The sequence below is a fragment of the Bacillus cereus group sp. N14 genome, assembly GCF_016483555.1.
In the GTDB taxonomy this organism is placed as follows: Bacteria; Bacillota; Bacilli; order Bacillales; family Bacillaceae_G; genus Bacillus_A; species Bacillus_A wiedmannii.
On the sequence record NZ_JAEHBQ010000003.1, the window covers coordinates 325,980 to 338,715 of the forward strand.

Genomic DNA, 12,736 nt, shown 5'->3' on the forward strand with positions numbered 1-12,736 from the left:
GTAAAGGGGAAAGGGATTAATGCATCACGTTTTTGTGTATGGCACGTTAAGAAAAGAGCAAACGAATGCTCATTTTATGCAAGGTGCAATATGCATCGCAGACGGAGCGTGGACGTATGGCAAATTATTTGATACAAACGAAGGCTATCCGGCGATGATTTATTCAAATGAAGAAAAGGTCTATGGTGAAGTTTATGAAGTAAATGATGAGATATTGCGTAAGTTAGATGAACTAGAAGAATATACAGGTAATGCGGAGAATGATTTATATGATCGAATCAAGCAAACAGTATATGCTGCTGATAGGGAAATAGAGGCATATGTATATATCGCTCAAGATAAAAAGATGATATTGAAAGTGATTGATTCTGGAGATTGGGTGGAGTATCAAAAAGAAAAATAAGAGTAACTAAAGAGTAGATAGTGGAATAATCCATTATCTATTTTTTATATTTAGACTTTTAAATTTCTTATTATTTTGATAAATTGTAAATATAGGGGAATAAAAAGGAGGGTTTTTCATGGGTGTCAGAAATTTAGTTTCTCACCTGTAGTAGAAAAATAACGTACAGGAGGAGAATAATAATGAACGAATTAAATGTAAAAGAATTTTATAAAAAACAATTTGAATTACTAAGCCATGATATAAATAATGAAAATTGGTTACAGGAAGTTGCTGAAGAAATTAAAGAGCAAGTGGGATATCCATTTCAGACGATGTTAGAACTAGGTGCTGGAAATGGCGGGTTTGCAAGAGCGATGTCTAATTTGGATATAAAAATGACTACGGTTGAGCTTGTACCAGAGTTAGTTATGTTTGCTAAAGAACATTCTACTAACGACATTGTGATTCATTGTGCTGACTTTTATAAAATTAACTTTGAAGAAAAGTTTGATGTTGTTAGTTATTTAGACGGATTTGGTGTGGGAACAGATGAAGAACAATTGGTTTTATTAAAGCGAATCCATAATTGGTTGAAAGATGATGGGTGTGCACTTATTGATATTTATCAACCATTATATTGGGAAAAAGCAAATGGACAAGAAATGCCGATTTATTCTGCAATGCGAAAATATGAATATGATAGTGAAAATGCTAGGATGCTGGACCACTGGTGGGAAACAGATTCTTCAAATGATATCGTGACACAATCTTTACGTTGCTATACGATAGATGAGATTAGTAATTTATGTGCAGAGGCTCATTTCAGTATAGTTGGAATTTCCCCAGGAGGAGCGTATGACTTTGAAGAGGGAAAATATAAAGAGCAAGCGTCATTAAATGAATGTTTATCATATCGTATAAAAGTAAAAAAGAGTAAGGATTAATTCCTTACTCTTTTTTACTTTTATAGTGTGAATAATTGACTGTCTTTCGTATTTAATTGTCGTTCTTTTTTATCCTTATAGATCTTAGTACAATCCCGATGCCAAGAAATAAAGAAGTAGCAACGACACCATTAATAGGATTTAACCAAAAATCACTACTATTTGTAAGCGTAATAATACCGGTTATAGTTATTAAAACAGTAGGTACGGCGTCTTCAAGTGCATGCATGAACACACATGGCCACACAGATTTTGTAAGTCTATATATTTCGACATACATAATAGACCAACAAACCATAAGTATACAGCCTGATAAAAGCATATTTAATCTTGAAATGGATTCGAAATATTCATTTGGTAAAAAGACTATATAATAAGCAGCATGCCAAAGAGCCCAAATAAAACCAGAAACTAAATAAATTAGCCAATCGTTTAACTTTAATTCAATAAGCTTTGGGGTTAAATAACCGCGCCAAGAGAACTCTTCGAAAATATTTTTAATAAAATTACCTATAGTAGACATGAGTATGAGTGAACATAATGAGGATATCTCAAAGTTAGATATGTTAACGACTCCGAAAAATAGAGCTAAGCTTATAGTTATAAGTGTAACGAATGGATAAATAAGTATTGCTACGAAATACCATTTAAAGCTTCCTTTTAAATTTGGTTTAATACCAAAATCATGCCAATCTCGGCTAAGAACTCTAAGTAATATGCTGACGAAGAAAGGAAGTATAAGCCATAAGCCCATGCCTAAAGAATTTCCTTCAGGCTGATCTGTTAGAAGAGAATCAAGAAATACACCGATCCAACCACTTGCTAGCACAATTAACACAAAAATAATTAAGTGTAACTTTACATGCTTTCTATTGGTTGTAGTCATTTCGAATAAACTCCTTTTTTATTTTTGGTATTTACCTATTGACACTTCTCATTATTTTACAAGTGAAAGGGGGAAATCGATAGAAAGGTAGATGAGAGTTTAGTAAGTTAGTGTATAAATCGTTATTATTAATAGAAAGTAATAGTATTTATATGCATTATTTTATTATATGTAAAGTGTTGTAACTTAGATGTTTTATATTCTTATAATGTAAAAATAACGATAAGATTTCAAAATTAGAAAGATGAAAAGTGAGTTTTTTCGGAAAATTTAAATTGAAACTATTGACTTTATAAATGGATTTTTAATACAATTATATTTCGACTGAAAAATTAGAACGGACAGGAGGGAATCATCAAATGAACAACATTTTTGAAGAAGAGTTACAAAAAATGAAAGATACATTACGTACGATGGATGATCAATTAGAACAGCTTGAAAAAATTCCAGTTTATTATGGGGATGATTTTAAAGAACAAATTCTTGAAAGTATGAGAGAATCTAATAGGCAAAACTTACGTATCGGTGTACAAGAGCCGTACTTTGGAAGATTAGATTTTCAGGAGGATGGAAAGGAAGACGTTATGCCGATTTATATCGGTAAAGTAGGTGTTTCACATAAAGATACGATGAAACCAATTGTAATTGATTGGCGGGCACCTGTCGCAAGTATGTTTTATTCATTTACCGGCGGTGAAGAATTAGCGTTTTATCAATCACCGGATGGATTAGTAGAAGGTGATGTTTATTTAAAGCGAAATATCTCTATTCGAAAAAGAGAATTAGAACGTGTTGTTGATACATATGTAAAAGGAAATGAAGATGTATCGCATGCCGATGATTTTCTTCTATATCGATTAGGTGAGAATAAAGATAATAAACTAAAGGATATTGTTTCAACGATACAATCGGAGCAAAACGATATTATTCGTGCGGAAAGAAACTTACCATTATTAATTCAAGGGGTTGCAGGGAGCGGAAAAACAACAATCGCTTTACATCGCCTTGCTTTTTTAATTTATGAATATCGTGAGCAGCTGGAAGCTGAGAGAATGATTGTATTCGCTCCGAATAGTCTGTTTTTGGACTATATTTCGAGTGTACTTCCTGAATTAGGTGTCGGGAATATTAGTCAAACAACATTTCCGGATTGGGCATTACGCATGTTAGATGATTCGGTGAAACTGAAGCAGACAGAAGAAAAATTGAAAGAAGCATTTTCTATTAATCGTGATGAAGAAAAGGTTATGCTCGGTAAATTGAAAGGCACGCTGGAATTTAAGTCCTTTATTGAAGAGAGAATGGTTCAATTTGAAAAAGAATTAATACCAACAAGTGATTTTGAGGCATGGGACAAAGCTATTATTCCAGTAGAAGACATAAAAAAATGGATGCAAGTTGAATATAAACACTATCCATTAAAGAAAAGAAGAGAAAGATTAGTCGGCCGAATGAAGCGCTGGATTGAAATTGAACTGAAAAAGTATGGAGAAACAAACGAGAAGAAATTATTAAAAAAAGAAGCGACAAAGAGATTGAACACCTATATGAAGTTTTGGCCGAAAATGAGTGCACTTTCACTATATAGTTCAATATTGAAAAGTAAAGAAATACTCGAAATATTGCCTGAAGAACTTGTAAAAGAAACTGAAAAGAATTGTCGTAAAAAAGAAGTGTATGTAGAAGATTTACCAGCTTTAATTTACATACATCACCGCATAACAGGTATTGAAATCGGACAGAAATTCCATCACGTTGTTATTGATGAAGCACAAGATTTCTCACCATTCCAAGTGTATGTATTAAAAGAAATTACACTAGGTAATTCTTTCACTATATTAGGTGATTTATCTCAAGCAATTTATGATTATCAAGGGATTGAAGATTGGAGTGCTTTTAAGGAAGTATTTCAAGAAACAGGTTATTATGAATTAACGAGAAGTTATCGTTCTACAAAAGAAATTATAGAATTTGCGAACGAAATAATTAAAAATGCAGAGATTCCAGTTGGACTCGCAACACCAGTTTTTCGTAGTGGTGAAGAGGTTAAAGTAATCCATGCAGAAGATCAATTTAATGAGATTATGAAGACGTTAAAACATTTACAAAACGAAGATGTGAAAACCATTGCGGTAATAGGAAGAACAGACGATGAATGCCGCGATATATATGAGAAATTAACAAAAGCAGGATTGGCCGTAAACGTGATTGAAGCAGATCAAAGTAAATATGAAGGTGGTATTTCAGTAGTACCTGTATACTTGGCGAAAGGGCTAGAATTTGATGCCGTTCTACTAATCGATGTTGACGAAGAACATTATAAAAATACAAAACACGATGCGAAGTTATTGTATGTCGGATGTACAAGATCGCTCCATGATTTATGGATTTTCCATAGCGGAGAAGCATCGTCTTTAATAAAAGGATTAAAATAAATATGAAAAACAAGAGGGTTTTCTAGTAACAAAAAGAAGAACCTCTTGTTTTTCTATATAAAGACTTGGAGAGAAACTAACTATGATTACAAAGATAATAACAAAAAGAAATTGGGAAATCGCAAAGGTAGATGGAGAAGTTAATGAAGCTTCACTTAAAGAAGAGGGATTTATTCATTGTTCATTTTTACAGCAAGCTTTAAAAGTTGCTGAAAAATATTTTAATCATGAAGAAGATGTTTTATTACTGACAATCGATCCATCCTTAATAAAAGCAGAAATAAAATACGAACTTGCTTCTAACGGTCAAGAATATCCGCATGTATATGGAGTAATTAATATTGAGGCAATTGTAGGTGTTACCCCATTTACTAAAGAAAAAGGAGAGTTTATATTACACGAGGTACAAAATTAAGATTGTAATAGCCGTTTAAATTAACAAGAAAAGCACAAATTATATAGTTTGTGCTTTTCTTGTTATCTATTTTTTGTAAATACGTATTGTTTTTATCACACTAATACTGTACGATACATAGTATAAAACACATACTGTATGACATATAGTAATGGAAATGAGGTGAGTGAATGGATGCTTTATTAAATTCGTTAATTACTGAACTAAGAAGAGGTACATTAACATTAGCGGTTTTAAGCCAGTTAAGAACACCGCAGTATGGGTATTCACTTGTCCAATTATTGGAACAATCAGGGATTATAATCGATCAAAGTACTTTATATCCACTACTTCGCCGATTAGAAAAGCAGGAGCTAGTAACGAGTAGTTGGGATAAAACGGAGAGTAGACCTCGTAAGTATTACGTTTTAAGTGAATACGGATTAGAGATATTTTTGCAGCTGAAGAAAGAATGGATAAAGGATTCGAAAGAGCTTTATAACTTATTAAAGGAGGAGGACAAAAATGAATTTGATTGATATTTATGTAGAAGAAGTAGCGAAGAGATTACCTGAAAAAAATCGTGAAGATATTATTCTTGAATTACGGTCAACAATCGAGGATATGTTACCTGATGATTATAGTGAAAACGACGAAAAAAGAGTTCTTGAAAAATTAGGAAGTCCCGTTTCATTGGCTAATGGATATTTGGATAGACCGATGCATTTAATTGGACCACGTTATTTTGATGTATATACGACGTTATTAAAAATGATTATACCAATTGCAACTGTTATCGCACTCATTGCAATGGTTGCAGAAAATTTTGTAGGATATAATGGTGAGCAAGCGGTATTAAACGTTATTTTAAATTTGATAGGTAAAGGAATTGGGGAAATTATCGAAGTAGTCCTCCATGTGTTTTTCTGGTTGACACTTGTATTTGCAATTTTAGAAAGAACAGATAAAGACAAAGGTACCCAACCGTTGACGACAAGTTTAAAAAAATGGACGCCTGATGATTTGAAAAATACTTCGTATGTTCCAAAGAAAAAGTCGATCTCAAAGTTCGAAGTATTTGGCGGGTTAATGTGGACGGCAATATGGGCAACACTTTATTTTTATGCGAATCATCTTGTAGGTGTATATCATGGTACAGAAAACGGACTGAAGTTTGTCGCGCCAACTTTTAATCAAGATGTGTTACTTCAGTATTGGCCAATCGTTGTAATTATGATTGTTTTTGAAATAGGTATATCTCTTTATAAGTTAGTACAGGAACAATGGACGAAAAAGTTGGCAATTGGGAATGCTTTTCTTCAAATAGCTGGAACAATAGTATTCATTGTAATTGTAGTAAATCCGCATTTATTTAACGAAGGATTTATTACGTTTGTGGCAAATGTGTTTACTACTTCTCCAGAGGAATTTAAAACGTGGTTAATAGGTGGAGGTATTATCATTTACATTATATCTGCTGCATTAAATATATTTGATGGTTTTCGAAAAGCTCGTATTCGTATGTAGTAGTGAAAAGAAAGAAGATAAACTTTAGGAAAGGAAGAAAACGATGATAAGGGAAGCAAGGAAACAAGATGTAACATACATGTTAGATATTTATAATGATGCCATACTGTATACAACAGCCGTATATACGTATAAACCTGTAACCCTTGAAAATAGAATAGACTGGTATGAAACAAAAAAGGCTGAAGGTTATCCAATTTTAGTATACGAATTAGATAATAAAGTAGTAGGGTTTGCGACATTCGGGCCGTTTAGAGCTTGGCCTGCCTATAAATATTCAATTGAGCATTCTGTGTATGTTCATAAGGAATATAGAAAAAATAGGATAGGAGCTTCTTTAATGAAAGCATTGATCACAGTTGCAAAAGAAAGGGAATATATGACCTTAATTGCTGGAATTGATGCAGAAAATGAGAAAAGCATTGCCTTACATGAAAACTATGGATTTGTTCATGCGGGGACAATTAAGAAGGCTGGTTATAAGTTTAACAGGTGGTTAGATTTAGCTTTTTATCAATTGGAGCTTAAAGGTCCTAAAAAACCTACGGAAGAATAGATTATTGAGTTTTGCTTAATATTTAATTTAGAAAGATAGCATGGGAAAGTTTCATGCTATCTTTTTTATTGTATGCATACATATCAAGTAACAAAAAAGGTTTTATACATTCTATATCGAAATTTAAGAATGTAATAAAACAATATAAAAAGAGGTGCGAATATGCAAACTGTCATTGAAAGAATGAAAGAAATACAATCTGGTCAAGTTGGAGTGATTGTGTCTTCTACAAAATCTGAAGATATAATTGCCTCCTATAATAATGAACTATATGTTCCTTTAGCATCAGCAGCAAAAGTGGCAATTGGATTTGCAGTAGCAAACATGGTAAAAAACAAACAAATTAGTTGGAATGATATGCTTCACCAAATTAAATTTAATCCAAAAGAAGATAGTGCACAATTATATCCACATTTGCAAGGAAGAGATACAATATCACTCAGTAAAGCTGTTGAAGTGATGATAGCGTGTCATGACAGTTATATTGCAAAGGCGATTGTATTGCACTGCGGAGGATGGGATACTGTTAGAAAGTATGTTTCAACGTACTTCCCTAACATACATGTTCAAGAAAACCCTAGAGATGAACAAAATGTTGGAGAGTTAAATGAAATACATTCACTTTTAGTGCAAATTTTTCGAGGGTATAAAACTGAGCCGGAATTATGGGAACCAATAATAAATGGAATGGTAAGGCAGCAAGGAGAATATGAGGGGATACCGCATAATCATTTAGCACATATGACAGGTGGATTGCCAAAAGCTATAATAAATATTGGTATACTAGGAGTGTTTAATGAATTTCCGCTTCTTTATGTTATTGGAGGAAAAGATTTGTCTAATCGATTTGAAAATAAAGAAGCCGATGAAACTATTGCATCAGCTTTGAAGTACATATACGACATATATATAGTGAAAGCATTCTAGGGGGCAAGTAATTGAATAGAAACTTAAAAACTTCAACAATTATCATATTAATTTTAACAATTATCGCTATTGAAGTTGGAATCGCGATTTATGATCATAATCTGTCATTGGATACGATTTACTTTGCAGCAATCCTCATTTGTATTGTATTGCTTTTTGGCACACGTGTTTCTGAAGAGAAAGCAAGTACATCGAAACAGAGACGAAGAAAAACAGCACTTATATTTTGGCCATCTATTTTATTGTCTATCGTTAGTTTTGCTGTTATAAGTTATATAACAATAGGCTATGTCTCTGTACCAGGGATAATTGGTTTTTCATGTTTTGTTACTTATGGTGGATTCGTATTTATTAGTATTATAAAAAGGAAAAGTAAAAATTAAAGGTAGCTTACTAAGTTGAAAGGAAGAAATATATGAAACATATAGAAAGTGGTACTCCAACTGAAGGAGAATACATAAAAAATAAAGTAATTCAATATAACATGTCGATTTTAAGAGATGAAGCAAAACAGCCGATGGAGCAAGTAAGTTTCGTAGTAAAAGATGAGGATGGAAAAATATTTGGTGGGGTAACAGGAACGATGTATTTTTATCATCTTCATATAGATTTTTTATGGGTTGATGAAACAGTTCGTCATGATGGTTATGGCAGTCAACTGTTACATAAAATCGAAGACATCGCGAAGAAAAAAGGGTGTAGATTAATATTATTAGATTCATTTAGTTTTCAAGCGCCAGATTTTTATAAAAAGCACGGCTACCGAGAATATGGTGTTGTTGAAGATCATCCTAAAGGATATAGTCAACACTTTTTAGAGAAGCGGTTATAGTGATTGGATTCGTGCTCTAGAAGAAAAATTGATTTTAAAAGCATCACCAAACAAGGTGATGCTATTTTAATTTTAAAGCAACTACTCAACCTGATGTAATTATGGGGACAAATAGTACGATTCGTATAGCTATGATTTTCTTTTTTAATGGAAATGAGTTACTGTCTTTGTTGAAGACACTTGTCGTATTTACTATATATACTAGCAAATACTATTGAATTTTTAGGAGTGGAAGAGCAATAAGACGAGCTCTAAATATAATACTAATAAAGGAGGTGTTAAGCAATCGGTTATATTGTAGATATTTCGAAATGGAACGGTAACATTAACTGGGATGTAGCAGCTCCACAACTAGATTTCGTAATCGCTAGGGTACAAGATGGATCAAATTATGTAGATCCTTTATATAAAAACTATGTCCAAGCAATGAAAACTAGAAATATTCCATTTGGTAACTATGCATTCTGTCGCTTTATTTCAATTGCTGATGCGAAGAAGGAAGCGCAAGATTTTTGGAATCGCGGTGATAAGAGTGCTACAGTTTGGGCTGCTGACGTAGAAGTGAAAACAATAGATGATATGAGAGCTGGTACACAAGCTTTTATCGACGAGTTACGCCGATTAGGTGCTAAGAAAGTTGGCTTATATGTTGGGCATCATGTATATGAGCCTTTCGGTATGGCGAACGTAAAAAGTGATTTTTTATGGATTCCTAGGTATGGCGGTAATAAACCAGCATATCCTTGTGATATTTGGCAATACACCGAGACAGGTAATGTACCAGGTATCGGCAAATGTGATTTAAATCAATTAATAGGAAATAAACCACTTTCCTGGTTTACTGAATCAGTACCAAAACAAGAGAATGTACAAGCACAAGTTTCTAAACAAAACATCATTCAATCAGGTGCTTTTTCACCATATGAGGCTCCTGAAGCTATGAAAGCATTAACATCAGTTAAAATGACCGCTACCTTCATTTTACAATCGGATGGCTTAACGTATTTTATTTCGGATCCAACTAGCGATGCGCAATTAAACGGTATGAAGGGTTGGCTTGATCGAAAAGGTTGGTGGTATGAAGTTAAATGAAGATAAAAGCCGTCCTATTGGGCGGTTTTTATCATTAGTCAACTTAATATATTATGTGCTATTTTTAATATAGAAAAAATAGGAAAGGATGAGAGAGGGACTGTTTATATTGCAATTGTAATATCTATATTATAAATTAATTTTATAAAGGGTTTAATAACAGGTTGGATTCTATAGCTTATATTGAAGGAAGTAAAGTAAGACAAAATAAATATAATGAGTAATTTGATGGGAGAAAGAAAATGTACACGTATAAATTACAACATGAACAACCAATCTGCGTAGGAAAAATAAAAAAACTTTATGACTCTGTCGGTTGGTGGCCAGAAAGAAAAGAAATCGATATTCAAAAAATGTTAAAGCATAGTATAGCAATTGGGGTATGGGAAGAAAATGAATTAATCGGATTTGCTAGAGTTGTTTCTGATGGTGTTTTTCGAGCGTACATAGAAGATGTTGTTGTGCATGAGATTGTAAGAAATAAAGGGATTGGGGAGAAGATGCTTACAATGTTACTTCAAGAGATTTCTCATGTTCATATTGTTAGTCTATTTTGTGGAGAGAAATTAATAAAGTTTTATGGTGAACACCAATTTCAAGCGACGAAACAAATTGTAATGCATCGAAATCAAATAGTGAAAGAATAAGAGGTGCCAATGAAAATGAATGCAACAAGAACATATTGTTTATCAAAAAGAAAAGCGACTGAAGATTCTCCTGATGGTTGGAATGCAACATGTATGAGGCTTAATAATAAAATATTTGCGATAATAAACCATGAAGAAGGAGAAAAAGCTGCGATTACTTTAAAATGTGATCCAGAACTTGCATTAAGATTAAGAGAAGAGTATCCAGAAGCAATCATTCCGGGGTATCATATGAATAAAAAGCATTGGAATACAGTGTATATACATAAAGATGTAGAGCAAGAGCAAACTAATAAGATGATTGATTGGTCATATGATTTAGTTCTACAATCATTTTCAAAGAAAAAGCAGCAAGAGTTATTAGATTAATATGTATAAGGGGTGGAAGTAATGAAAGACACGATCAAAGATACATATGATAAATTAGCGAGTACATATAAAGAAAATCTAGACTTGGCAAATCCATATAACAGTTATTATGAAAGACCAGCGATGATGGAGATGATTCCAAAGAATTTAGAAGGGAAGAGTATATTAGATGCTGGATGTGCAGCTGGGTGGTATACTACCCAATTTGTAGAAGGGGGAGCAAATGTTACTGCAATTGACGTAAGTTCTGAAATGGTAAAAGCTGCAAAGGAAAGTACGGGTAATAAAGCAACGTTTCTTTGTCATGATTTGCAAGAAGTATTACCATTTGAAGATAATACTTTTGATGTTATTGTAAGTTCGTTAACGCTTCATTACTTAGAAAATTGGAATAAAGTATTTCAGGAGTTTCATCGAGTATTGAAGCCAGGTGGCGAATTTATATACTCCATTCATCATCCTTTTATGGATTTTACAAAGTTTCCTTGTGAAAATTATTTTGAAAAACAATTATTAGTAGATACGTGGACTAAACCAAATATTACAATAGAAGTTAGCTTTTTTAGAAGATCACTCCAAGATATAATTAATGAAACAACAAATTATTTTGTGTTAGATAAAATGGAGGAACCGAGGCCGGTTGAAAAAATGAGAGAAGTAAACGAAAAATCATATCATTATCTAAATACAAACCCACATTTTCTTATTATGAAAGCCATTAAAAAATAGCTAGTAAAATAATTATATTTTACTAGCTATTTACAGTTTTAAATTACATATTAGGGGATATTGAGATGAATATGAAAAGAAATAGATTATTATATGCATTGTTTACTATAGTTGTAATTATTTTAGGTCTATGTTCCAGAAAATTTGCATTTACGTTACCTCATCTATTAAATGACTACTTAGGAGATGCTTTATGGGCATGTATGATTTTTACTGGATTCGGATTTTTATTTCCTAAAATGGAAACGAAGAAATTGGCTTTTATAAGTTTGCTGTTTTGTTACGGGATTGAATTGAGCCAATTGTACCATGCCGAATGGATAGATAGCATTCGTGCAACAACCTTAGGTGGACTCGTATTAGGTTACGGATTTTTGTGGAGTGATTTAGTTGCTTATACAATTGGTGTTGGGATTGGAATGTTTTGTGAGTTTATGTTACGGAAGAAATAAAAGATGTAAGAAGGGGTATTTATGAAAAAAATAATATTAATAGGTTCTGGTGGTTCAGGAAAATCTACATTAGCAAAACAGTTAGGGAATAAATTAAATATTAAAGTACATCATCTTGATGCGTTATTTTGGAAACCGAATTGGGAAGGTGTACCGAAAGAGGAGCAAAGAACGGTTCAAAATGAATTAGTTAAAGGGGAAAATTGGATTATTGATGGGAATTATGGCGGGACAATGGACATAAGAATTAACGCAGCTGATACAATTATCTTTCTTGATATTCATAGAACAATATGTGTTTATCGTGCTTTTAAAAGGGTTGTACAATATCGGAATAAAACAAGACCGGATATGGGTGCTGGATGTGAAGAAAGGTTTGATTTGCAATTTTTCAAATGGATATGGCAATATCCTAAAACGAAACGACCTTCAATTTTAAAGAGGCTAAATCAATTGAGTAAAGATAAAGAAGTTATTATTTTAAAATCCTCAAATGAAGTAAGACTATTTTTAGAGAAGTACGATACCATAAATAGTTAGATTATAAAAAGAAGTAAAATG

16 protein-coding genes and 1 pseudogene are annotated in these 12,736 nt (G+C 32.6%); 16 read left to right on the forward strand and 1 reads right to left on the reverse strand.

Going from position 1 to position 12,736, the window contains the following annotated elements:
- Nucleotides 1-19: 19 nt before the first annotated feature.
- Nucleotides 20-403 carry a gamma-glutamylcyclotransferase family protein gene (locus JDS82_RS07425; protein WP_000546569.1) on the forward strand — a complete coding sequence of 128 codons (384 nt, stop codon included), beginning with the start codon at nt 20-22 and terminating at the stop codon, nt 401-403.
- A 182-nt stretch (nt 404-585) separates the two neighbouring features.
- Entirely contained in the window at nt 586-1,329 is a 744-nt protein-coding gene (locus tag JDS82_RS07430; RefSeq protein ID WP_199712954.1) for a class I SAM-dependent methyltransferase, read from the forward strand.
- Between the two features lie 20 nt (nt 1,330-1,349).
- On the opposite strand, the pseudogene JDS82_RS07435 reads toward JDS82_RS07430, so the two are convergent.
- A pseudogene (locus JDS82_RS07435) lies at nt 1,350-2,215 on the reverse strand (CPBP family glutamic-type intramembrane protease).
- Between the two features lie 359 nt (nt 2,216-2,574).
- Here JDS82_RS07435 and JDS82_RS07440 point away from each other — a divergent pair.
- The 14 genes from JDS82_RS07440 to JDS82_RS07505 all read left to right on the forward strand — a co-directional run bounded on the left by JDS82_RS07440 (nt 2,575) and on the right by JDS82_RS07505 (nt 12,715).
- Nucleotides 2,575-4,650, forward strand: coding sequence for a HelD family protein (locus tag JDS82_RS07440; protein ID WP_199712955.1), 2,076 nt, complete (start codon nt 2,575-2,577; stop codon nt 4,648-4,650).
- 82 nt (nt 4,651-4,732) lie between these two features.
- A complete protein-coding gene (locus JDS82_RS07445) occupies nt 4,733-5,065 on the forward strand; it encodes a DUF952 domain-containing protein (RefSeq protein ID WP_199712956.1) in 333 nt (110 codons plus the stop codon).
- Between the two features lie 170 nt (nt 5,066-5,235).
- Nucleotides 5,236-5,583 (forward strand): PadR family transcriptional regulator, encoded by a 348-nt coding sequence (locus JDS82_RS07450; protein ID WP_048560821.1) that lies wholly within the window; start codon nt 5,236-5,238, stop codon nt 5,581-5,583.
- Complete coding sequence (locus tag JDS82_RS07455) at nt 5,570-6,571, forward strand: HAAS signaling domain-containing protein (RefSeq protein WP_199712957.1); 1,002 nt, start codon at nt 5,570-5,572, stop codon at nt 6,569-6,571. Before JDS82_RS07450 ends, JDS82_RS07455 begins: the two co-directional genes overlap by 14 nt.
- Nucleotides 6,572-6,614: 43 nt before the next feature.
- Nucleotides 6,615-7,127 carry a GNAT family N-acetyltransferase gene (locus JDS82_RS07460; protein ID WP_000617498.1) on the forward strand — a complete coding sequence of 171 codons (513 nt, stop codon included), beginning with the start codon at nt 6,615-6,617 and terminating at the stop codon, nt 7,125-7,127.
- 162 nt (nt 7,128-7,289) lie between these two features.
- Nucleotides 7,290-8,054: a serine hydrolase gene (locus tag JDS82_RS07465; protein ID WP_064057130.1), complete on the forward strand. Its 765-nt coding sequence runs from the start codon at nt 7,290-7,292 to the stop codon at nt 8,052-8,054.
- A gap of 11 nt (nt 8,055-8,065) precedes the next feature.
- On the forward strand, nt 8,066-8,437 hold the full coding sequence (locus JDS82_RS07470) for a hypothetical protein (protein ID WP_048566251.1): 372 nt from the start codon (nt 8,066-8,068) through the stop codon (nt 8,435-8,437).
- Between the two features lie 32 nt (nt 8,438-8,469).
- Nucleotides 8,470-8,886 carry a GNAT family N-acetyltransferase gene (locus tag JDS82_RS07475; protein ID WP_199712958.1) on the forward strand — a complete coding sequence of 139 codons (417 nt, stop codon included), beginning with the start codon at nt 8,470-8,472 and terminating at the stop codon, nt 8,884-8,886.
- 285 nt (nt 8,887-9,171) lie between these two features.
- Nucleotides 9,172-9,978 (forward strand): GH25 family lysozyme, encoded by an 807-nt coding sequence (locus JDS82_RS07480; protein ID WP_033658753.1) that lies wholly within the window; start codon nt 9,172-9,174, stop codon nt 9,976-9,978.
- A 242-nt stretch (nt 9,979-10,220) separates the two neighbouring features.
- A complete protein-coding gene (locus JDS82_RS07485; RefSeq protein WP_000288955.1) occupies nt 10,221-10,625 on the forward strand; it encodes a GNAT family N-acetyltransferase in 405 nt (134 codons plus the stop codon).
- 15 nt (nt 10,626-10,640) lie between these two features.
- Entirely contained in the window at nt 10,641-10,994 is a 354-nt protein-coding gene (locus JDS82_RS07490) for an MmcQ/YjbR family DNA-binding protein (protein WP_033658841.1), read from the forward strand.
- A gap of 21 nt (nt 10,995-11,015) precedes the next feature.
- Nucleotides 11,016-11,723, forward strand: a complete 708-nt coding sequence (locus JDS82_RS07495) for a class I SAM-dependent methyltransferase (protein ID WP_074650466.1) — start codon at nt 11,016-11,018, stop codon at nt 11,721-11,723.
- Nucleotides 11,724-11,788: 65 nt separating this feature from the next.
- Entirely contained in the window at nt 11,789-12,175 is a 387-nt protein-coding gene (locus tag JDS82_RS07500; protein ID WP_001056435.1) for a ribosomal maturation YjgA family protein, read from the forward strand.
- A gap of 21 nt (nt 12,176-12,196) precedes the next feature.
- Nucleotides 12,197-12,715, forward strand: a complete 519-nt coding sequence (locus JDS82_RS07505; protein WP_000720540.1) for a DNA topology modulation protein — start codon at nt 12,197-12,199, stop codon at nt 12,713-12,715.
- The last annotated feature ends 21 nt before the right edge of the window (nt 12,716-12,736 follow it).